The sequence below is a fragment of the Streptomyces sp. NPDC096311 genome (assembly GCF_044763085.1).
Classification (GTDB): domain Bacteria; phylum Actinomycetota; class Actinomycetes; order Streptomycetales; family Streptomycetaceae; genus Streptomyces.
Window position 1 is genome coordinate 639727 of the sequence record NZ_JBIWFN010000002.1, and the last position, 21890, is coordinate 661616.

The 21890-nt window shown below is 70.1% G+C and carries 15 protein-coding genes; 2 read left to right on the forward strand and 13 right to left on the reverse strand.

Annotated features, from left to right (window positions below; translation table 11 throughout):
• The first annotated feature begins 159 nt into the window (after positions 1-159).
• Complete coding sequence (locus ACIRA5_RS07515) at positions 160-1557, forward strand: polysaccharide pyruvyl transferase family protein (protein WP_403688294.1); 1398 nt, start codon at positions 160-162, stop codon at positions 1555-1557.
• 123 nt (positions 1558-1680) lie between these two features.
• On the opposite strand, the gene ACIRA5_RS07520 is transcribed toward ACIRA5_RS07515, so the two are convergent.
• The 11 genes from ACIRA5_RS07520 to ACIRA5_RS07570 all read right to left on the reverse strand — a co-directional run bounded on the left by ACIRA5_RS07520 (position 1681) and on the right by ACIRA5_RS07570 (position 19047).
• Complete coding sequence (locus tag ACIRA5_RS07520) at positions 1681-2886, reverse strand: glycosyltransferase family 2 protein (RefSeq protein ID WP_403688297.1); 1206 nt, start codon at positions 2884-2886, stop codon at positions 1681-1683.
• A gap of 231 nt (positions 2887-3117) precedes the next feature.
• Positions 3118-5220 carry a hypothetical protein gene (locus tag ACIRA5_RS07525; protein ID WP_403688300.1) on the reverse strand — a complete coding sequence of 701 codons (2103 nt, stop codon included), beginning with the start codon at positions 5218-5220 and terminating at the stop codon, positions 3118-3120.
• A gap of 174 nt (positions 5221-5394) precedes the next feature.
• The gene (locus tag ACIRA5_RS07530) at positions 5395-6894 is read right to left on the reverse strand and encodes a D-ribitol-5-phosphate cytidylyltransferase (protein ID WP_403688303.1); all 1500 of its coding nucleotides are present in this window, start codon (positions 6892-6894) and stop codon (positions 5395-5397) included.
• Positions 6895-7087: 193 nt separating this feature from the next.
• Positions 7088-8323, reverse strand: coding sequence for a hypothetical protein (locus ACIRA5_RS07535; protein WP_403688305.1), 1236 nt, complete (start codon positions 8321-8323; stop codon positions 7088-7090).
• Between the two features lie 125 nt (positions 8324-8448).
• Positions 8449-9999 (reverse strand): alkaline phosphatase D family protein, encoded by a 1551-nt coding sequence (locus ACIRA5_RS07540; protein ID WP_403688307.1) that lies wholly within the window; start codon positions 9997-9999, stop codon positions 8449-8451.
• A 236-nt stretch (positions 10000-10235) separates the two neighbouring features.
• On the reverse strand, positions 10236-11672 hold the full coding sequence (gene obgE, locus ACIRA5_RS07545) for a GTPase ObgE (RefSeq protein ID WP_403688309.1): 1437 nt from the start codon (positions 11670-11672) through the stop codon (positions 10236-10238).
• Between the two features lie 132 nt (positions 11673-11804).
• The gene (gene rpmA, locus ACIRA5_RS07550) at positions 11805-12059 is read right to left on the reverse strand and encodes a 50S ribosomal protein L27 (protein WP_028802588.1); all 255 of its coding nucleotides are present in this window, start codon (positions 12057-12059) and stop codon (positions 11805-11807) included.
• 14 nt (positions 12060-12073) lie between these two features.
• Positions 12074-12394 (reverse strand): 50S ribosomal protein L21, encoded by a 321-nt coding sequence (gene rplU, locus ACIRA5_RS07555; RefSeq protein ID WP_006374708.1) that lies wholly within the window; start codon positions 12392-12394, stop codon positions 12074-12076.
• 260 nt (positions 12395-12654) lie between these two features.
• Entirely contained in the window at positions 12655-16764 is a 4110-nt protein-coding gene (locus tag ACIRA5_RS07560) for an Rne/Rng family ribonuclease (protein WP_403688310.1), read from the reverse strand.
• Between the two features lie 261 nt (positions 16765-17025).
• A complete protein-coding gene (locus ACIRA5_RS07565) occupies positions 17026-17802 on the reverse strand; it encodes a TIGR03936 family radical SAM-associated protein (RefSeq protein ID WP_403688313.1) in 777 nt (258 codons plus the stop codon).
• A gap of 48 nt (positions 17803-17850) precedes the next feature.
• Positions 17851-19047 carry a hypothetical protein gene (locus tag ACIRA5_RS07570; protein ID WP_403688641.1) on the reverse strand — a complete coding sequence of 399 codons (1197 nt, stop codon included), beginning with the start codon at positions 19045-19047 and terminating at the stop codon, positions 17851-17853.
• Between the two features lie 754 nt (positions 19048-19801).
• Here ACIRA5_RS07570 and ACIRA5_RS07575 point away from each other — a divergent pair.
• Positions 19802-20386, forward strand: a complete 585-nt coding sequence (locus ACIRA5_RS07575; RefSeq protein WP_403688316.1) for a TerD family protein — start codon at positions 19802-19804, stop codon at positions 20384-20386.
• Between the two features lie 7 nt (positions 20387-20393).
• On the opposite strand, the gene ACIRA5_RS07580 is transcribed toward ACIRA5_RS07575, so the two are convergent.
• Together ACIRA5_RS07580 and ACIRA5_RS07585 are read right to left on the reverse strand one after the other, a co-directional pair.
• Positions 20394-20873 (reverse strand): hypothetical protein, encoded by a 480-nt coding sequence (locus ACIRA5_RS07580; RefSeq protein WP_403688319.1) that lies wholly within the window; start codon positions 20871-20873, stop codon positions 20394-20396.
• 223 nt (positions 20874-21096) lie between these two features.
• Positions 21097-21795, reverse strand: a complete 699-nt coding sequence (locus ACIRA5_RS07585; protein ID WP_403688322.1) for an SDR family oxidoreductase — start codon at positions 21793-21795, stop codon at positions 21097-21099.
• Positions 21796-21890 lie beyond the last annotated feature (95 nt).

Consider the following 21890-nt stretch of genomic DNA (forward strand, 5'->3'; position numbering starts at 1 on the left):
GTCGGTCCAGCCTGCGGACGGTGCCCGCCCCCTCGCGATCACCGGGGCGTAGCCGCTCGCTCACGTCCCGCGTATGCAAAAAAGGTTGTGCGGGTTCCTCATAGAACTTAAAGATGGCGCAAAGATAAGTTGACCAACGTGGCATCTAATGTTCATCCGGTGAAGCGCATACTCCTGAGATCAGGGAAAAGCCCGTACGACGTCGTCCCTGTGGAGCAGGCCCTCCACCAGGACGTCATCGCCACCAACGCGGGAAACCTGATCTTCAGCGACGCCGCGCACAAGATCCTCGAGACGCCTCGCGCCGAGGTCGTGTCGAACGGCATCCGTACCAACGTCGCCGCCGCGGGCCGCATCAACGAGGAGTACGACGCCTTCGTCGTTCCGCTGGCCAACGCGTTCCGGCCCTCGTTCGAGCCCCAGCTCAGGCGGCTGACGCAGCTGATCAGCAAGTTGCGGATCCCGGTGGTCGTGCCGGGCATCGGCGCACAGACCGGTCTGGACTACAACCCGGCCAGGCTGAAGCCCATGGAACCGGCTGTCCGAGAGTTCGTCACCGCCGTGCTCGAGCGCAGCGCGTCCATCGGGGTGCGCGGCGAGTTCACCGAGCGATACCTGAAGGACATGGGCTTCCGCGACGTCGAGGTCATCGGCTGCCCGTCGATGTTCATGTACGGCAGGGAGCTCGACGTACGCAAGAACGCGCCCGCGCTCGGTCCCGAGTCCCGGGTCGCGATCAACGGCTCGCACACTGCGGTGAAGTCCCAGGGCCTGGACGGCGTCATCCGCCGGGCGCACGCCCGCTACCCTCACCTGCGGTTCGTCGGACAGAACCTCAGCGACGGCCGCCAGTTGCACTGGCGCGACCTGTCGGATCCGAACGGTTCCGTCACCGCGATGCCCACGCACCCCGATCACCCGATGTACCGCGAGGACAAGGTCCGTGTGTACATCGACCCCGTGACCTGGATCGACGACCTGCGGGACTTCGACTTCTCGTTCGGCTCCCGCATCCACGGCAATATCGCGGCGCTGCTGGCGGGTACGCCCGCGACCGTGCTGTGCGGCGACTCGCGCACCCTTGAACTGTGCCGCTACTTCGGCATCCCGCACCGCAGGATCAACGCGCTGCCGCAGGACCTCGACCCGGCCGAGCTGTACGCGGAGGCGGACTTCGGCTCGCTCACCGGCGGCCACCAGGAGCGCTTCGACCGCTTCATGGGCTTCCTGGAGCGCAACGGCCTGGAGAACACGTTCACGCACGGCGACGGCGGCGCGGCGCACGAGAAGCGGCTGCGCTCGCTCGACTTCCCGGCCGGCATCCGCCCCTGGAACGACTCCGACATCGCCTCGCTGACCAGCCGCTTCGGCTGGCTCCAGACCCGTATCGGCGAACTGTCCATGGACAACGCGAAGCTCAAGCGCGAACTCGACAAGGCCCGCAAGACCGCCGTGAAGCCGGCGGCCGCTGCGGCGCCGCAGCGCTCCGTCTACCGCATCGCCCGGCGAGCGGTGGGGCGCCCGCTGCGGAAGGCTCTGCAGGCGGGGCGCCAGTAGCCCTTGCCGGCCTTGACCAGCCTTCATCGGCCTTGAGCAAGCCCTCATCGGCGGTCTTGGTGGCCAGGTGGTTCACCGAGCGCCCGTTCCGTAGCCCTCCAGGCCGCGGAACGGGCCTCTTCGTCAGCCCGCGCGGCGCGGTCCGAGGATCTTGCGCGCCATCTTGCGGGCGGTGCGCATGCCCGGGAAGTGGGCGGCGGGGGCGAACTTGAAGCTCTCGATGGTGACCGTCTCGCGGGAGGTCGGGACGAACCAGCCGTCCGGGAGCGGCGCCGTCTTGTCCCGGAAGTGCGGGTAGGCGAGGTAGGCCTTGCGGCTGCGCGGATCCACGTGAAGGGTGGGCGCCTTCTTCTTCTTGATGAAGTCCAGGACGTCCACCAGCAGGTCGCCCCGGCCCTGACCGGCGAGGTTCACCCGGAGCCGCTCGTTGACCTTGAGGCGGTTCGCGACCCCCTCGGTCCAGTACGCGTCGATCAGTGGCTTGGCCAGCACGAGCTTGTTCTGTCTGACCTCCTCGTCGTCTCTGAGGAAGACGGGGCCGAACTGCGGCAGCAGCGTGACGAGGAAGGGGCGGACCATCAGGCCGTCGCGGCGCTTGCCCGCGGGCACGTGCTCGGCGATCAGGCCCATCAGGGCGCGGGCGGAGTCGAAGCGCAGGGTGTAGCTGCCGCTCTTGGTGACGTGCTTGCCGTCGTCGCGGCCGACGAGGTAGTAGCAGTCGTAGTCGGCGACCACGGAGACGCCGTCGGCGCGGAGGTAGGCCTCCATGGTGAAGAGGGCGTCCTCACCGGTCTTCAGCGACTCGTCGAAGTGCATGTCGTGCCGGGTGAGCAGCTCGCGCCGGAAGAGCTTCTGCGCGCTGAGCGTGAACTTGATCTGCGAGGAGAAGACGTCCGTACGGGGCTGGTTCTTGCCCCACATCGACTTGGGGGCGTTGCGGTTGACGCCGATGACCTTGCCGAGCACGACGTCCGTGCGGTGCTCGTCGGCCATGGCGACCATGCGCTCCAGGGCCTCGGGGCCGAAGTAGTCATCGGCGTCGAGGAAGAAGACGAACCGGCCGCGGGCCTTGTCGAGGCCGACGTTGCGCGGGCCGCTGGGGCCGCCGGAGTTGGCCTGCCGGATCACCGTGACAGCCATGGCCGCACGCTCCGCGAACTCCTCGAGGTACTCGCCGGTGCCGTCCTTCGACCCGTCGTCGACGGCGATGACCTCGATACGAGCGGGGTCGAGTGTCTGGGCCTCGACCGACTCCAGGCACTTGACCAGGTAGGGCATGGCCTCGTACGCCCCGATGATCACGCTCACATCAGGCTGCGTCACGGTCACGTTTCTCCATTGTCATCCGAACATTTCCCCCGTATCACCTCAAGGGCTACCTCAAAGACGGTTGAAAGTACTGAGAGGTTGCCTCACCGGACCCCAAATGTGATGCGGTTCACAGGTTTACGGGGAACGAGACAGGGCCCGGCCCCGAGGATGCTCCTCGGGGCCGGGCCCTGTCACTGACTACTCGGAGAGGCGACTGCTCGGCGAGACGACTACACGGCGAGAGAGGGATCAGCCCTTGACGGCCGCGCCGCCCGTCTCGTCCGCCGAAGCCTTGCGCTGTCCGGGAACTCCGTTCGCGAGCTCCACGGCGGCGGCCGACGCACCGGTCTCCTGGCCCAGGTTGCGCGCCCGGGACTTCTTCGCGAGGTCGCGCACCGCGGCGTTGAACTGGTCGATCGACGCCGGCTCGTCGGGGCCGAGCAGGTACTCCTTCAGCTCCCGGCGGTCGGCGGCGAGCTCGTCCGCGGACGGGTCGGTGACCTCGGCGAGCAGTTCGCCCAACTCGCTCGCCGAGTTCGACAGGATCACGGCGGCACGCACCGCGGTGTTCTGCCGCTTGAACTCCTCGACACCCAGCTCCGCGGAGTCCGTGACCGCGTACGGCTTGCCGCTCGCGATGAAGTCGGAGACCACGGACGAGATGTCGGAGACCATCGCGTCGGAGACGTTGAAACAGTCGTACAGGCGCGGCTCGGCGCCCGTGATGACCCGGTGCTCCCAGCTGCCGAACGAGCGCCAGTAGGCGTCGTTCCACTCGGTGCGCAGCCGGGCGACCTCGGCGTGCGCGGCCGTGTCGACCATGCCGTCGCGGGTGGCCTCGGCCTCGTCGCCGCTCTCGGTGACACCGGTCAGCTTCTCGATGCGGGCCCCGATGCGGGCCAGCTCCGCCCTGGCCGCGAACTGGGCCGCCGCGTCGACGGCGAAGCGCGGGTCGGCGGCGCGCTCGGCGGCCGCCTTCTCGACCAGCGCGACGATCTTCTCGTGCGCGGTCTTGGCCTGCGGGCTGCGGGTGCCGGTGAACGGGTGCGGCTTGTACAGGACGCGGACGGGCTGCTCGGCCTTCAGCAGCGCGCGCACGATGTTGGCGCCCGCCAGCAGGATCGAGGTGTTGCCCGGGTTGTCGTCCCAGCCCTCCCAGGTGGGGGCGTACAGGATCGTGGGGATACGCCCCTCGGGCACGCCCCGCCAGGTCTGGATCGGGGCGAGCTGCGGGCGGCCGACCTCCGCTATGTCGTCGTCGCGGACACCGACGTCGGCGATGGCGTAGCGGTCGCGTCCCGCACGACCGGCGGTCCACACCTCGTCGTACGCCTTGCTGAACGGGTTGACGCTGGCCAGCTTGTCGCTGTCGCCGTGGCCGATGAAGACGTGCTTCATGGTCGGGACGCGCAGCATGTGGATGTTCTTGCCGACGTTCGCCGCGTACAGCGCGACACGCACCGTGGACAGGTCCATGTTCATCAGGTGCACCCCTCCGGGCACGCAGATGACCGGCACCGTGGTGGGCGCCATGCGCTCCAGGATGGCGCGCTCGCGCAGGATGATCAGCGGCCGGGTGTCCAGCTGCTCCATCGTCTCCAGCCACATGTTGACCTGGTACGCCGAGTCCTTGGAGCCCGAGAAGTACAGCACCGTCTCCGGGCGGTACTCGCGCAGCCAGCCGTCGACCGCCGCCAGGACCGTGTCCGCGTTCGGCGGGGTCTTCTTGCCGCGGATGTACGGGACGAGCACGACGACGTAGACGAACGCCAGCACCAGCGTGACCCCGACGCCCGCGAAGCCGTACACGTTGGTGTCGGTGGCCCCGGTGACGAGGACGCCGGCGACGGCCAGCAGGTCGAGGTGGAGCATCTTTTCGGCGGCCCGGTTGAGCAGGGCGCGCGGCGGTGCGTCCGGGATGCGGATGCGCGAGGCCAGGTCGACGTTGCGGGTGGCGACCGGCATCTTGCGGCGCAGCCGGATCATGGTGATCAGCGCGCTGTGCGGGGCCTGGAAGCCGTAGAAGGCGAGGAAGCACGCGATCGCCGCGTAGAAGACCATGCTGTCGGACAGGTCCAGGCGTGCGAGCAGCAGGACCAGGAGCAGCTGTCGGATCAGGAACCTGATGGACAGACCGGCGCGCACCTTGCTGAGGCGGTTGATCAGATAGCTGCCGCGCCGGTGCAGATAGTGGTCCGCCAGGTACGTCACAGCGGCCGCGGCGGCGAAGGCACCGACGCTCGGGAGAAGCGCGGCCAGCATCAGGCAGGGGAAGCCCAGCATCATGAGGGCCGCCGCGGCCAACTCGGCCGCACTGCCCACCCGGGCAACGCGTATAGCGGTGGATATCACGGATAAACCTGCTCTTGGGGGGTGTGTGCCGGTTTTGTTACTGCTTGAATAACGAAAAGGACCTTGCGGGCGATCGCGGACAATCCGGGAATTTTACTGACTCAGGCCTCTGTGAATACGCGGCAAACGCGCAGACTCAGAGGCCTGAATTCCAGGAAAACTAATGGGTGTTAATTATGCCACGCCGTCCTGCCGGTCCAACACGCTGGCCAGCGCCGCTTCGAATCCGGAGGCCCGTCCGGCGCCGGCAGTCGGGTCCTGCTGGCGTACGTCGATGACGTGACCGGTCATTTCGGACAGGAGGACGTCGAGCGAGGTGCGCGCGACCGCCTCGGAGGAGAGCAGCGAGCCCGCGGGCTCCTGGCCGAAGGCCTTGGTGCGCATCGGGGTCGCGGTGCGCTCGGGGTTGATGCAGTTGACGCGGATGCCGTCGCCTGCCCACTCGTCGGACAGCGCCTGGGTGAGGTTCACCATGGCGGCCTTGGTGGAGGAGTAGAGGCTGTACTCGGCGCGACCACGGGTGTAGCTGCTGGAGGTGTAGAGCAGCAGCTGGCCGTTGCTCTCGGCGAGGTACTTGTAGGCGGAGCGGGCGATCTGCACCGGGGCCAGATAGTTGACCTTCAGCGCTTCCTCGATCGTCGCGTTGTCCGTCTCCGCGAGCTTGCCTATGCGCAGCACCCCGGCGGTGTTGATGACGTAGTCGATGCGCCCGGTCTCGGCGTACGCCGTGGACAGCGCGTCGTCGACCTCCTCCGGGTTCTCGACGTGGGTGCCGGTGGTCGAGCGGCCGAGCGCGTAGGTCTTCGCGCCGTACCCCTCGGCGAGTTCGGCTATGTCCTTGCCGATGCCGTACGAACCACCGAAGACCACCACGGTCTTGCCGCTGAGCAGCTCGCGGTAGGCGGCCTCGTCGGCCTGCTCGGGGGCGGCGGTGGAGGCCAGCTGGAAGAGCTTGTCGGCGATGAAGACGTCGACGGGCTGGGTGACCTTCATGTTGTACTCGTCGCCCGCGACGACGTGGATCGGCACGTCCGGCAGGTACTTGAGCACGACCGAGCAGTCGTCGGTGGCCTGGAAGTTGGGGTCGCCCGCCGCGACCTCGTAGGCGCGGCGGATCGTGGACAGCTTGAACGCCTGGGGCGTCTGGCCGCGGCGCAGCCGGGAGCGGTCCGGGATCTCGGTGATGAACTCGCCGTCCTCGCCGTGGGTGCGGGTCACGATGATCGTGTCCGCGGAGGGGATGGCGACGTCGACGGCCTGGTAACGCTCCAGGGCCGTGACGCAGTCGTCTATGACTCGCTCGGACAGCAGCGGGCGCACGGCGTCGTGGAAGAGGACGTTGGCGTCCTCGCCCTCGGCCAGACCCTCGCCGAGCGCGGCGATCGCGCGCTCGGTGGTCTCGTTCCGCGTCGAGCCGCCCTCGATCACCTGAGTGACCTTCTTCAGCCCCGCCTTCGCGACGATCTTCTCGACGTCCGGCACATAGCCGGGAGCCATCAGCACGATGATGTCGTCGATCGACTCGGCCTGTTCGAAGGTGGTCAGCGTGTGTTCGATGACCGCCTTGCCTGCGATCTTCAGCAGCTGCTTAGGAATCGACAGACCCACGCGCTGACCGGTGCCGCCGGCCAGGATCACTGCGGTGGTACGGGGCTTGGCAAAGTGCTCAGACACAGGTGACCTACCTTGGGGCGACAGGGAACTTTGGGATGCTCCCACTTTCCGTTACTGCCATGCAAGGTGAGCGCCCTCTGCTGCTTATGTGCGCGCAACCGGCTATTCACCTTGCAGGCAGGTGTCCTTCGAGATCCCGAACCGTATTGTCCGGATTTGCTGTGAGTAACTGCACACGTTTTACGTGCGCTCTTCACGCCCGCTTCAGACGCTTGAGGACCCGGTGACCGAGAACCCGGACGAGTTCCCTGGACGGGGTCTGGTGAACCGAGCGCACGGACGCGGGGGGATACGCGGGAGTCGCGGCCGCCACGGCGAGCGCCCCGTACAGCGCATGGGCCGCCACCTCGGGATCGATCCGCGGCGTCCTCGTCTCCTCGGCGCTCGCGACGCTGGGTACGACGGACAGCAACGCCGGGTCACCGAGCACCCGTACGCCCATGGCGGCGATCCGCCCGGCCATCTCCGCGCCGATACCGGCGGCCGCCTCCAGCGCCCAGCGGGGCGTGGTGATCCGCGCGTCGTCCGGGGCCGGGAGGCAGGCGTTCTTCATATGCATGACGGCGCCGCCACGCACCATCCTGGAATACACCTCGTCGGGCAGCCCATTGCCGCGGAACTCCCTATTGAGTTTCCGCAGCATTTCGGTCTCGGCGAGCGTGAGTGAGCGATTGGCCGTGTCCGGCACCGGCACCAGGAGACCGTCGGGCAGGCCGAGGAGGGATTCGAAGGTGCGCATCAGACCGTCGCGGTCGCGGTCGTCGACCACCACGACGGTGACGTTCTCGGCACCGACGACCCGCACCCAGCGTTCGACGAGCCGGTCGTGGCGGTGACGGCGCCAGAAGCTCGGATTGGGCTTCTCGTACGGGGCCTTGCGCAGCATGTGTTCGAGCCAGTCCTCGTAGCCCATGCGCAGACCGTTCTGCACGTACTGCTGCCACTGCGAGGGCATGATCTTCGCCAGCGGCCGCAGGGTGATCAGGACATGAACCCGGCCCTGATCCCGGCCCTGGCCCCGGCCGAGGTCGTCGACGATCCGGGCGATGGCCTCGTCGTCGGGCGCGTCGGCGAAGAACTCGCTGCTGACCACCGAGGTGCGCCTGCCGGTGGCGTGCACCGCGTCGACGAGCCGCTGCCAGTGCCTCTCGGTGGGCTTGGCGTCGCCCATCATCCCGGGCCGGGCGCAGACCGCTAGGGCGGCTTCCATCGGGTGCCTGCTGTGGGCCGGGAAGTCGACGCCGTGCCCGGCCATCGCGTCCTTCGCGGCGAACAGGGCGCTCTGGATCGACGTGGTCCCGGTCTTGTGCGGGCCGATGTGCAGCAGCCGGGTGCCGGGGGGCAGCGGTGTGGGGGCGCTCTTCGGGACGGTTTCGCCGGTCTCCGCCTCCGGGGCCGCCGAGTCGTGATGCGTACAGTCGGTCTCCATGGTCAAGGGAGGTTAAATCTCTTGCCTGAGCCTTACCTGAGAATGTCCTGGGACTGACATGAGTCCCAGGAATCCCATGAGTTCTGAGAGTTCCATGAGATCTGTGAGCCCCAGAACAACGCCGCTCAGACCAGACGCACGCCCGGCTTCCCCGCCTCGACCCGCAGCCGGGCCAGCGTGCTGGACGCGGCGTCCGGCCGCAGCACGGTCTCCGGGGCGCGGACGGTGGCGTCGATGCCGTCGCGCCGGATGTCGAAGAGGTGGTAGCCGCGGTGGGCGTCGATGAACTTCCAGTGCGGGTTGTCCGGCATCCGCGGGTCCCACTCGTTGTGGAAGGCCACCTGGTCCTGGTCACCGCCGCTGGAGATGGAGGTCCCGACAAACTCGGCGCCGACGACGTCGGACTCCGGGTCGGCGAAGTCCTTCTTGAGGTCGCTGATCATGGTGAGGTGTCGGTCCCCGGTCAGCACGACGGGGTTGCGCACGGTGGACAACTCCCCCATGAGCGCGTTGCGTTCGGCCTGGTAGCCGTCCCAGGCGTCGTAGAACCAGAGCTTGCCGGGGCCGATCTGCAGATCGGTCTCGGCCATCATGATCTGCGAGGCGATCAGGTTCCAGCGCGTCGGTGAGTGGTGCAGCCCGCGCAGCAGCCAGGCCTTCTGCTCGGCGCCGAGCATGGTCGTCGAGGGGTCCTCGGCGCCCGCCTGGGTGGTCGCCTGGTCGCTGCGGAACTGCCGGGTGTCCAGGACGTTCAGCCGGACCAGCCGGCCGAAGTCGAGCCGCCGGTGCATCCGGATGTGCGGACCGTTCGGCACCGCGGTCGCCCGGACCGGCATGTGCTCGTAGTACGCCTGGTAGGCGGCGGTCAGCCGGGCCACGAACGCGTCGTGCGACTGCTTGGCCGGGTCCTGCGGAATCTCCCCGGCGAAGTCGTTGTCGACCTCGTGGTCGTCGAAGGTGACCACCCAGGGCGCCGCGGCGTGCATCGCCAGGAGGTGCGGATCGGTGCGGTACTGCGCGTAGCGGTTGCGGTACTGGACGAGGGTGTACGGCTCCCCGCCGCCCTCGTGCCGGCGGACGGCCGTCGCCGACGGCGCGGACTCGTAGATGTAGTCGCCGACGAAGAGCACGAAGTCGGGATCCTGGGCGAGCATGTCGGCGTACGGGGTGAAGTAGCCGTTCTGCCAGTTCTGGCAGGAGGCGAGCGCGACGCGCAGCGAGCCGCCGGAGCTGTGGGGGTGCGGGGCGGTGCGGGTGCGGCCGGTCGGTGAGAGCTGGCCGTCGGCGCGGAAGCGGTACCAGTACGCGCGGTCGGGGCGCAGTCCGCGGACGTCGACGTGGACGCTGTGCCCGTACTCGGGCAGCGCCTGCGCGACGCCCCGCCGCACCGGCCTTCCGAAACGGGCGTCCTCAGCGATCTCCCACTCCACCGGTACCGCGCGGTCGGGCATACCGCCGCCGTTCAGCGGGTCGGGGGCGAGCCTGGTCCACAGCACGACGGCGTCGGGCAGCGGGTCGCCGGAGGCGATGCCGAGGGTGAACACCCCGGCGGGCAGCGGGGGTTCGGCGGCGCGGGCGGTGCCCGGAAGCCACAACTGGCTGGTGGCGGCGGCCCCCAGGGCCGCGGCGCCGGCGGTGAGAAAGCGGCGTCGATCGCGCGAGACGGTTCCGGTCATCGGTGAACTCCCCTGCGTCGGTGGCCCCTTGGACATCGGGAGGCTCACACGCCGCAGTGGCCCGCTCGCTGAACGGAGTTAATCAAGAGCATGACAAGAAGGTGAAGGGCGACCTCTCATACCCAAAAGATCGCGCGGTTCCCCGCGCCCCTTTTCAGGGACGCGGGGAACCGCGCGAGCAACCCCCGCCCACCCGCAGCCGAACGAACGGCGGCAGCGGGACCGGGAACGTCGGCCTAGAACGGCTCGAAGTCGTCGTACTCCTTGTCCGCGTCGTCGCGCTCCGCCTGCTTGTCGCGGCGGCGCTGCGCGGCGGGCCGCGGGACTTCGAGACGGTGGTCCTCACCACGGCGGCCGAGCATCTCCGCACCGGCCATGACGGTGGGCTCCCAGTCGAAGACGACCGCGTTCTCCTCGGGGCCGATGGCGACGCCGTCGCCCGAGCGGGCGCCCGCCTTCATCAGCTCCGCCTCGACGCCGAGGCGGTTGAGACGGTCGGCGAGGTAGCCGACGGCCTCGTCGTTGTTGAAGTCGGTCTGGCGGACCCAGCGTTCGGGCTTCTCGCCGCGCACGCGGTAGAGGCCGTCCTCCTCCTGGACCACGGTGAAGCCGGCGTCGTCGACCGCCTTCGGGCGGATGACGATCCGGGTCGCCTCCTCCTTGGGCTTGGCGGCGCGCGCCGTGCCGACCAGCTCGGCGAGCGCGAAGGACAGCTCCTTCAGGCCCATGTGCGCAACCGCAGACACCTCGAAGACGCGGTAGCCGCGGGCCTCCAGGTCGGGGCGGACCATCTCGGCGAGGTCCTTGCCGTCCGGCACGTCGATCTTGTTGAGGACGACGATGCGCGGGCGGTTGCCGAGGCCGCCGTACTGCTTCAGCTCTTCCTCGATGGTGTCGAGGTCGGTGACCGGGTCGCGCTCGGACTCCAGGGTCGCCGTGTCCAGCACGTGGACCAGCACGCTGCAGCGCTCGACGTGGCGGAGGAACTCGAGGCCGAGGCCCTTGCCCTGGCTGGCGCCGGGGATGAGACCGGGCACGTCCGCGATCGTGTAGACCGTCTCGCCCGCCGTCACCACGCCCAGGTTGGGGATGAGGGTCGTGAACGGGTAGTCCGCGATCTTCGGCTTGGCGGCCGACAGGACGGAGATGAGCGAGGACTTGCCGGCGCTCGGGTAGCCGACGAGGGCCACGTCCGCGACGGTCTTCAGCTCCAGGACGATGTCCTGGAAGTCACCGGGGACACCGAGCAGCGCGAAGCCGGGCGCCTTGCGGCGGGCCGAGGCCAGCGCCGCGTTGCCGAGGCCACCGCGACCGCCCTGTGCGGCGACGTACGACGTGCCGTGGCCGACGAGGTCCGCGAGGACGTTGCCCGCCTTGTCGAGCACGACCGTGCCGTCCGGCACCAGCAGGATCAGGTCCTGCCCGTCCTTGCCGGAACGGTTGCCGCCCTCGCCGGGCTTGCCGTTGGTGGCACTGCGGTGCGGCTTGTGGTGGTAGTCGAGCAGCGTGGTCACGGACTGGTCGACGACCAGCATCACGTCACCGCCCCGGCCGCCGTTGCCGCCGTCCGGGCCGCCGAGCGGCTTGAACTTCTCCCGGTGTACGGAGGCACAGCCGTGGCCTCCGCTACCCGCGGCGACGTGCAGCTCGACGCGGTCCACGAAGGTGGTCATGGGATGTGCCTCCAGTTACGTACGAAAGTCCTGCGCAGCCCTGTATGCCACAGAGCCGCTTCTATTCAAAACACGCGAAAGGCGGACCCGCTTCCCGTACGGGAAGTGAGGTCCGCCTCGCGAAAGAACCGGTCAGGCGACCGGAACGATGTTCACGACCTTGCGGCCACGGTGGGTACCGAACTCCACCGCACCGGCGTCAAGGGCGAACAGCGTGTCGTCCTTGCCACGGCCGACGCCGTTGCCCGGGTGGAAGTGGGTGCCGCGCTGGCGGACCAGGATCTCACCGGCGTTGACGACCTGACCGCCGAAGCGCTTCACGCCGAGCCGCTGAGCATTGGAGTCGCGACCGTTCCGAGTGGACGATGCGCCCTTCTTGTGTGCCATCTCTCCTCAGTCCCTTACTTCGCAGCCGCGGGGATCTCAGTGACCTTGATCGCCGTGTACTGCTGGCGGTGGCCCTGACGACGGCGGTAACCGGTCTTGTTCTTGTAGCGAAGGATGTCGATCTTGACGCCCTTGTGGTGGTCCACGATCTCGGCCTGGACCTTGATGCCGGCAAGGACCCACGGGTCGCTGGTCACGGCGTCGCCGTCGACAACGAGCAGGGTCGAGAGCTCGACCGTGTCGCCAACCTTGGCAGTGGAAATCTTGTCAACCTCAACGATGTCGCCGACAGCAACCTTGTGCTGGCGACCACCGCTGCGCACGATGGCGTACACGCGGATCTCTCTCTCGCTCGGAACGGAACCCCGCAGTCCAGCCACGCGCTGCGCGAGCGGCCTCTCCCGAAGCGCACGGCACGCGAACACGCATGACACGCAGAATTACGGGAGGAAGAGGTTTACGGGGGTGCGGCGCGTCAGGGGACACGCCGACGGTCTAGATTACGGGGCCCGGCTTGAGGGGTCAAACCGGGCCACCGGCATGCTGTCGGAGCAGCGGAGCGACCGACTTCCGTCAGCCCTCCGCCGGTTCCGCGTCAGTCCTCGGTGGTCGCCGAGACCGTCGAACGGTCCTGCTGCTCGGCCGCCGCGGTCTTCTTCGCGGTGGTCTTGGCGGCCGCCTTCTTCGTGGTCGCCTTCTTGGCCGTGGCCTTCTTGGCGACCGTCTTCTTGGCAGCGGTCTTCTTGGTGGCGGCCTTCTTCGCCGTCGCCTTCTTGGCCGTCTTGCGGGCGGCCGTCTTCTTGGCCGGGGCCGGGGCCTCTGCGTCCGTCTCGACCGCGGTCTCGGCCGCCGTCTCGACCGCCGCGGGAGCCTCGGCCGGCTCCGCCGAGGCCGACGGGACGACCACGACGGCCGCCTCCTCTGACGCGGTGGGCGCGGTGGCCTTGCGGACGGCGCGGCGACGCGGGCGGGCCGGCGCGGCGACCTCGGCGGCCACCTCGGCGACCGGCGCGGGCTGCGGCTCGACGACCTCGGCGGCTGCCTCCGGCACGGGCGCCGCGACCGGCTCCGTAACCGTCACCACGGCCTCTTCCGCCGCCTTCGGGGAACCGGCCGGAGCCGACACCTTGCGGGTGGCGCGACGACGCGTACGGCCCTTGGGAGCGGCCTCGTCCTCCGGTACGGCGACCACGGGGGCCGGAGCGGCCTCAGCGGCCGGCGTGACCTCGGCCGCTTCGGCGACCGGCGCCTCGACCGCGACCGGCTCGGACGCGGCGGCCTCGTGGGACGTCAGAGCCCGCTCGGTCCGCTCGGCCCGCTCCTCACGGCGGCCCCGGGGAGCACGCTCCTCGGCCTTCGGCGCACCCGCGGGAGCCGACACGCGCCGGGTCGCCCGGCGCCGCGAACGGCCGCCACGGGAAGCCGCGGCCTCCGCCTCGGCGGCGCTGCTGTACAGCTCCTCGTCCGGCTGGAACTCCTGCTCGACCAGGGCGACGGGCGCGGCGACCTCGGCGGCCACCTCGGCCTCGCTCTCGACCGTCTCCGGCTCCTCCGCGATCTCGTGCGTGTGCTCGAGCTCGTGGTCGTGCTCGGGGACCTGCTCGGCGCCACCACGGCCGCGCTTCTTGCGCTTGCCGCCGCCTCCGACCGAGGTCGGCTGCTCCATGTGCACGATCACGCCACGGCCGTTGCAGTGGACGCAGGTCTCCGAGAAGGACTCCAGCAGACCCTGGCCGACACGCTTGCGCGTCATCTGCACCAGGCCCAGCGAGGTCACCTCGGCGACCTGGTGCTTCGTACGGTCGCGTCCCAGGCACTCCAGAAGGCGCCGCAGCACCAGGTCCCGGTTGGACTCCAGGACCATGTCGATGAAGTCGATGACGACGATGCCGCCCAGGTCGCGCAGCCTCAGCTGGCGCACGATCTCCTCGGCCGCCTCCAGGTTGTTCCTGGTCACGGTCTCTTCGAGGTTGCCGCCCTGACCGGTGAACTTGCCGGTGTTGACGTCGACCACGACCATGGCCTCGGTCTTGTCGATCACCAGCGAACCGCCGCTGGGCAGCCAGACCTTGCGGTCCAGGGCCTTCATCAGCTGCTCGTCGATGCGGTACGTCGCGAAGACGTCGACCTCGGAGGTCCACTTCGAGAGACGGTCGGCCAGGTCGGGCGCGACGTGGGACACGTACCCGTGGATGGTCTCCCACGCCTCGTCGCCGCTGACGATGACCTTGGTGAAGTCCTCGTTGAAGATGTCGCGGACGACACGGACGGTCATGTCCGGCTCGCCGTACAGCAGGGACGGCGCGTTCGAGCTGCCGCCGCTCTTCGCCTTCTTCTGGATGTCCTCCCACTGCGCCTGCAGGCGCTCGACGTCGCGGGCCAGCTCGTCCTCGCTCGCTCCCTCGGCGGCGGTGCGCACGATGACGCCCGCGTCCTCGGGAACGATCTTCTTGAGGATGGTCTTCAGGCGCGCGCGCTCGGTGTCGGGCAGCTTGCGGCTGATTCCGGTCATCGAGCCCTCGGGCACGTAGACCAGGTAGCGGCCGGGCAGGGAGACCTGGCTGGTGAGGCGGGCGCCCTTGTGGCCGATCGGGTCCTTGGTGACCTGCACGAGGACCGACTGACCGGACTTCAGCGCGCTCTCGATGCGGCGCGGCCCGTTGGCCATGCCGAGCGCCTCGAAGTTGACCTCACCGGCGTAGAGCACGGCGTTGCGGCCCTTGCCGATGTCGATGAAGGCGGCCTCCATCGACGGCAGCACGTTCTGGACCTTGCCCAGGTAGACGTTGCCGACGTACGAGGTCGACTGCTCCTTGTTGACGTAGTGCTCGACGAGCACGTTGTCCTCGAGGACGCCGATCTGCGTGCGCTCGCCGCTCTGGCGGACGACCATCACACGCTCGACGGCCTCACGGCGGGCCAGGAACTCGGCCTCGGTGATGATCGGAACGCGACGGCGGCCCTGCTCGCGCCCTTCACGGCGGCGCTGCTTCTTGGCCTCCAGGCGGGTCGAGCCCTTGATGGACTGCACCTCGTCGGACGGGTGCTCGTCCTTCTTGCCGCGCGGCTCGCGGACCTTGACGACCGTGCGCTCGGGGTCGTTCTCGCCGGGCTCGGCCTCGGGGCCGGAGTCACCGGCGCGACGACGACGCCGACGGCGGCGACGGCTGCTGCTGGAGCCGGAACCGCCCGGCTCGTCGCGCTCGTCCGCCTCCTCGGCGTCCTCCTCGGCCTGCTCGGCGGTGTCCTCGGCGTCCTGCGCGGCCTGCTCGGCCGCGTACTCGTCGTCACCGGCCTCGCCGTCCGCCTCGGCGGACTCGCCGCGGCGACGGCGACGGCCACCACGACGGCGACGGCGGCGCGAGCCCGCGGACTCCTCCTCGGACTCGTCGTCCTCGGCGCCGTCCTCGGCGGACTCGTCGGGCTCCTCCACCTCGTCGACGGGCTCCGCGGCCGGGGCCGCGGGTGCCTCCTCGACGGCCCGGCGGCGACGGCGACGGCGTCCGCCCGTCTCCTCCTCGACGGCCACGGGTGCCTCGACGACCTCTTCGGCCTGGGGGGCCTCGGCGGTCTCGGCGGCCACTTCCGCCGCCTCGGCGGCAGCCGCGGCGGCGGCCCGCTCCGGCGTCTGGAACATCGGCTCGGTGAACACGGGCGCCTGGAACACGGCGACGGCCGGACGCGCGGGCCGTCGCGCGGACTCGGCCTCCTTCGGCGCGGGGGCGGAGAAACCGACAGCGGCCTTGCGCGTGGCACGGCGGCGGGTCCGGCGCGGGGCGCCGTCCTCGGCGGTCTCGGCCTCGGCGGCGGGCGTGGTCTCGGCCTCCGCGGCGGGCTTGCTCTCGGCCTCGGCCGCGGGCTTGCTCTCGCTGGGGCTGGTCTCGCTGGTCACGGGCGCCTCCACACGCTCGTCGGCGGCGTCGCCCTCGGGCGCACCGGCGGGCGCGGAGACGCGCCGGGTGGCGCGACGACGGGTGGTGCGACGGGGCGCGGCGTCCTCGGCGGCGGGGGCTTCTTCGGCCTGCGCCTCGACGGGCTCCCTGACGACCTCAGGGGTCTCAGTGACCTCAGGGGCCTCGGGGGTCTGAGCGGTCTCGGTGGTCCGGGCGGCCTCGGCCGCCTTGGGCGCACCGCTGGGCGCGGAGGCGCGACGGGTGGCACGGCGCCGTGGACGGGCGGCGGGCGTCGCCTCCTCCTCGACGGCGGGGGCCGCTTCGGCAGCGGGGGCCTCTTCGACCTGGGCCTCGGTCTCGGCGGGCGCGGTCGCGGGCACCACGGTCTCCGCGGCCCGGTCCGCCTCGGCGGTCACCGACGCGGTGGCGGGCGCGGACACCCGACGGGTGGCGCGGCGGCGTGTACGGCGCGGAGCGGCGTCCTCGGTGGGCTCGACCGATTCGACCGGCTCGGCGACAGCGGCCTGAGCCACTGCCTCCCCTACCGTCTCTTCAGTCTCTTCGGCTTCTTCGGTCTCAAGAACCTCGGGGGCCTCGACGACCTCGGTGGTCGCCATGGCCTCAGCGGATGCCACCGGCGGTATGGCCGGAGCCGTGGTCTCGGCCACGGCCTGGGTCTCGGCCGCGCCCGTGGGCGGGCCGGCCGGACGCGACGCCGCACGGCGGCGGCGCCGTGGCGGCAGGGTGTCGCTCGGAGTGTTGTTGTTGTCGGAGCCCGTTGAGGACTCTGCGGGTTCGGTCGGCTCGAGCATGCGGGTGGATCTCCCGTCAGGCTCCCGGGCGCCGCGCCTGGTCCGGCAGTGCCGGTGACGTCCGCGGCTCGCGCGATGCGCGGTGCCGCCGTCCGGGGCGCGGGCGCCGCACGGGAGCTCTCTGTGTCCTGTCTCGCCGGTTCCGTACGCCATGTGTGCGTACGGCCTGGCGAAAGTCTTCTGGTCGGTGCGCTGCCCGACCCAGGTGGCTCCCGGATCCGAGGGCGGCGCTACGACGTCCGTCCTTACGCGGGACCTTCCTTACGCCGACGCCTTCGCGGCGGCAGTTTCGGCGGCCCCTGTGCGATCGGCTGGGGCGGCCGTGACTGCCTCGCGGTCGGGCGCGAGCGGGTCGGTCACCGTGCCGGTCTCTTCATCGAACAGCCCCTGCGCCAGCCTGGTCACCGCTGCGGCGACCGGCGGCGCCAGGTCGGCCACGGCGCGAAGACCGGACAGGACGTCGTCGGGTCGTACGGCAGGCGTCACGTGCCGAACAACCAGCCGCAGTATCGCACAGGGCTGGTCGGTCGGCCTATCAGCCTGCGGACTGTGCGCCTCGAGGCTCGCCACGGCACCGCGGGCGTCGAAGGTGCGCATCCCGTTCTTGGTCCTGCGCTGGACTTCCACCGTGTCGGCCGATCTGAAGGCCTCGACCGCACGCGCCGCGTCCTCGGGCGCCACGCCGTCGAGGCGCAGCTCCCACACCGACGCGGTGAGCCGGTCGGCGAGACCCGACGTGCGGGCCTCGACCGCCTCGATGATGTCGAGCCCCACGGGCATCGACTCGTCGAGGAGCTCACGCAGCTTCTGAGGGTCACGCGTCTGGGTGAGCGCGATCTCCAGGTACTCCGCCTCGCTGCCCGTGCCGGTGGGTGCGGCATTGGCGTACGACACCTTCGGATGTGGTGTGAACCCCGCCGAGTACGCCATCGGCACCTCGGCACGGCGCAACGCACGCTCGAAGGCGCGCTGGAAGTCACGGTGGCTGGTGAACCGGAGGCGGCCGCGCTTGGTGTAACGCAGTCGGATGCGCTGCACCGCGGGTGCGGGCGGCGGGCCTTCGGGCTGTCGCTTGCCCAGTGTCGTTCAGTCCTTCGTGAGAGCGGTCGTACTGCTACCTAGAGTACGTGTCCCGGCGGCTCCCGGTTCCCGCCGGTTCTTCGCCAGGGGCACCCGCTCGGGCTCCCGCGGCGTGCCGAAGAGCATGCGGCGGATGTCGGCGCGGGTCTGCCGCGCCGACTCGCGGGCGGTGGCCAGGGCCTGCCGGGTCACCCGGCCCACGCTGCGCGCGGCCTCGGCGGCGGGCCGCAGAACCGTGTCCCGGACGACGTGTCCGACCGGCGTCAGCACGCTGCGGTACACCCAGCGCACGGGCTCCACGAAGATCCACCGGAAGAGTCGTCCGAGGAACCGTCCGACGGCGAGCGAGAGGTGTCCGGCCACCCGCCAGGCATGCCCGAGCGCGTCCCCGACCTCCCGCGCGACGACGGCGAGGACCCGTCCGACCGGCACGAGCACCCAGCGCCACAGGGCGAGCGCGGGCAGCACGAGCAGGACGCGCAGGGTCCAGTAGAGCGCGGCGCCGATCCCGGTGAAGATCATCCGTACGAGCCGACCGACTCCGCGCGCCGCCCACGCGATCGCCCGTCCGACGGGGACGAGGATCCACTCGTACAACCACAGCGCCGGTACGACGATCAGATGGCGAACCAGCCAGGCCACGACCCGGTACACCCCGAGCGCGACCGCCCCGAACCCGATCCCGAGGCCCCTGAGCAGCCAGGCGAGGGCCCGCCCGACGGGGGTCAGGACCCAGGCGTACACCCAGGCGAGTACGGCGCCGACGCCACGGAGTACCCGGGCGAACCCGGCGCCGACACCGCGGACGACCCACCCGAGCCCGGCGCCGACGCCCCGCGCCAGCCAGGCGATCGCGTGTCCGACCGGCGTGAGCACCCTCTCGTACGCCCACACGGCGGGCACCACGAGCAGCACGTACCCGAGCCAGGCCAGCGCCTTTCCGACCGGCACCACGGCGTACCGCCACAGCGTCACCCACGGCCAGACGAACACCGCCCACGCCACCCACTGGAGCACCCGCCCCACGGGGCGCAGCACGGTGTCCCGCAGAAACCTTCCGCCGACCACCAGGGCGTCCCACAGCATGCGCACCGGCACGACGAGCACGAGGACGACGATCCGCACGGGCAGGCGGATCGCGACCGTGAGGCACCCCTCGGCCGGCACTGCGGGTCGCTCAGCAGGCGACTTTTCCAGATCCATACCGACGTAGACGCGTCGGGGCGCCATCTGGATGCACGCCCGGAGGTCGGTTGCGCTCCGCTCGGAAATTCCGTCGGCCGTGTCGCTCCGCCCGGTCCACCGTGCGGCGGCCGACCGGTGGACGCACACCTGCACGCGTAGGGCCGGCCGATCTCCGCCCGCTGGGCCTCCGCCCGCCGCTGGTACTCCCCCTGGTGGCCCGCCAGTTGCTGCCGTCGACGGGCCTCCGCCGCCTGCGCGGCTCCCAGCCAGGCTCGAAGCGGGCCCGCGTGTCCGCCCGCGCCTGGGCGCACCGGTCGGCGCCGAGCCCCCGACCGCCCTGAGCCTGGCAGTGGTTCGGGTCAGGCATGGGCGCCGAACGCGCCGGCGGCCCCTGGGCGAAGGGCTCGACCCGCTGGGAACGGGTGAGCGTGGCGGCCCGGAAGGCGGGCGCCCGGCATCCGGCGCCGGCAAGCCCCGCAAGGAGGGCGACCCGGGCCTCCGGCTTCTCGGTCCGCCGCCGCGTTTCCGCCTCCCGCGGCTGCCGACAGGCCGCCCGCTGCTCCCGTCGGCCGCGTGCCAAATCCCCCTGGAACGCGCGCTGTTGTCGCCCCTGATCCCGTCGCCGTCTGGACTGCGCCGCCAACCGGTGCTACTGCTGACGGCACCATGTGTCCCCTTGTCCGCTTATGAAGGGACCCCTAGCGAGGGAACTCCTCAAGCTCCATGCACACTTTGCCTGTCGCAGTCCCGTCTCCAAGAGGATGATCCACGCATGATTACGCTCACCAAAGAAGACGGCCCGGCGGATCTGGACGGAGTCACGCATCTGTCCATCGGAGTGTCCTGGGATCCCACCGCAGGCAGCAGCGGTGGAGTGATGGGCGTGCTCCGCCGCAAGACCGGCACCGATCTGGATCTGATCGCCATCGCGATGCAGGGCATGGATCCGGTACGCCTGGCAGGCCTCGACTCGCTCGACCCCATGGGCAACGGTTCCCTGGTCCACAGCGGTGACAACCAGACCGGGCGCGGGGAGGGCGACGACGAGACGTTGACGGTCGAGTTCGCCCGGATACCGTCCAACATCACGTCGATCGTGTTCATCGCCGCCGCCTTCAAGAAGGGCAGCTCCTTCCAGAAGGCCCGCAACATCAGCTTCAAGGTGTACGACGCGACCGGCGGCACCACTCAGCAGGTCGCCGACATCTGGCCGAGCATGCTCACCCAGGACAACGGGTGCGCCGTGGCCAAGGCCGTTCGTGTCGACAACGGCTGGAAGCTCGAGGTCATCAATGTGACGGGGAAGATCAAGCAGGGTGACGAGCACGCCCTGATGCGCTTCGCCGTCAGCAAGTAGTCCGCCATCAGCGGGTAGAACGAGGCCCGCTCCACCGCGCTGGGTCTGGGCCGAGGCCCGGGCCCGGCCCGGACGCCGAAGGCGTTGAGGAACTGGGCGAAGAGCCGGGCGCCGGTCTGGCGAACACCGCCGTCAGCAGGACCAGGCCGACCGCGGCACCGTCCGGTTGCACGGCGACGAACGGGGCGACGGAGGCGGGAGCGATCCCCGCGAACGTGTCGCTGAAGGGCCGGCCGACCGTCACCGCCGGGTTCACGAACGACGTGGAGAACGTGAACCAGTACGCGGCCCCGATGCGGGACGCCACCGCGAACGGCGCCGGAGGGGTGCGACCCGCCTGGTTCAGGCCGAGGACCAGCAGGACCAGCCCGGCCGTGGCCACGGCCTCGCCCAGCCACAGGTGACCGGGGAAACGCTCGTGCGTGGACCACTTCACCAACGGTTCGGCGAACGCCGACGATGTGACGGAGACCGGCGTCGGCTTCACGATGCCGGAACTGACGCGTGACTGCTACGACTTCGAGGTGCGCCACGGCCCCGTCGTCCACTGGCGCCCGACGATGGTGTCGACCCGCCTCCCCTGGCGGTACGCCGGTGTGGTCCGGTTGCGGGCAGATGGCCATGCACAGCCGCCCCGGCCGAAAGAAGCATCGCGGCGCCGCGCTGCCCGTGTTCCCGAAGTCACCTGTCGCACGCCGACGCCAGGGCGCTCACCGATCGGCGTACAGCGCCTCCAGCGCCCCCGAGAGCGCGGCACGTACGTGCCGGGTGGCCTCGTCGACCAGCACTTCGGGTTCGTCGGCGAGCAGCGCTGCCATGGTCTTCTCGGCCACGTCACTCGCAAGGATCTTCGGGGCGTCGATATCCGCCGCCAGGTCGGTGTCCACATAGCCGGCATGCACGCCGACCACCAGCGTGCCCTGCTCCCGCAGCGCCAGTCGGAAAGCGTTCGTCAACGACCATTGAGCGGACTTGGAGGCCGCGTAGCTCGGAAACCGTCTGTTGGCCACCCATGACGCGACGGACAGCATGGTGACCAGCGCTCCCCCACCGTTGGCGGCCAGAACGGGCGCGAACGCGCGCGAGACAGCCCAGGTACCGAAGTAGTTGACCTCCATCTCGCGCCTGGCACCCTCGAATGACCCCTCAAGGAGGGACGGACCACCGGAGACCCCGGCGTTGTTGATGACGATGCCGACGTCGGCGGCGGCATGTGCGGCCGCAGCGACCTGCTCCTCGTCCGTGACGTCCAGTCGCAGCGGGGTGAGCCCCGGGTCCCGGACGGTCTCCGGCTCCCGGACACCCGCGTACACCTTGGCGGCGCCGTGTGCGAGCAATGCCTGGGCGAAGGCCAGTCCGATGCCGCGGTTGGCTCCCGTGACAAGGGCTGCCGAACCCTTGATGTCCATGATCATCCTCCCTGCGAGCGGATGCGGAGGACTGCCTTCCTCCGACGCTAGACCCCGGACAGCGGCTGATCCACTCGTCACCCGACTGCGAGGGA

Excerpts from the sequence above, each read along its gene's own strand:
- ACIRA5_RS07535 (WP_403688305.1), bottom strand. The coding sequence starts at position 8,323 with ATGGAGACCGACTGTACGCATCACGACTCGGCGGCCCCGGAGGCGGAG.
- ACIRA5_RS07540 (WP_403688307.1), bottom strand. The coding sequence starts at position 9,999 with ATGACCGGAACCGTCTCGCGCGATCGACGCCGCTTTCTCACCGCCGGC.
- obgE (WP_403688309.1), bottom strand. The coding sequence starts at position 11,672 with ATGACCACCTTCGTGGACCGCGTCGAGCTGCACGTCGCCGCGGGTAGC.
- rpmA (WP_028802588.1), bottom strand. The coding sequence starts at position 12,059 with ATGGCACACAAGAAGGGCGCATCGTCCACTCGGAACGGTCGCGACTCC.
- ACIRA5_RS07560 (WP_403688310.1), bottom strand. The coding sequence starts at position 16,764 with ATGCTCGAGCCGACCGAACCCGCAGAGTCCTCAACGGGCTCCGACAAC.
- ACIRA5_RS07570 (WP_403688641.1), bottom strand. The coding sequence starts at position 19,047 with ATGGATCTGGAAAAGTCGCCTGCTGAGCGACCCGCAGTGCCGGCCGAG.
- ACIRA5_RS07575 (WP_403688316.1), top strand. The coding sequence starts at position 19,802 with ATGATTACGCTCACCAAAGAAGACGGCCCGGCGGATCTGGACGGAGTC.
- ACIRA5_RS07585 (WP_403688322.1), bottom strand. The coding sequence starts at position 21,795 with ATGGACATCAAGGGTTCGGCAGCCCTTGTCACGGGAGCCAACCGCGGC.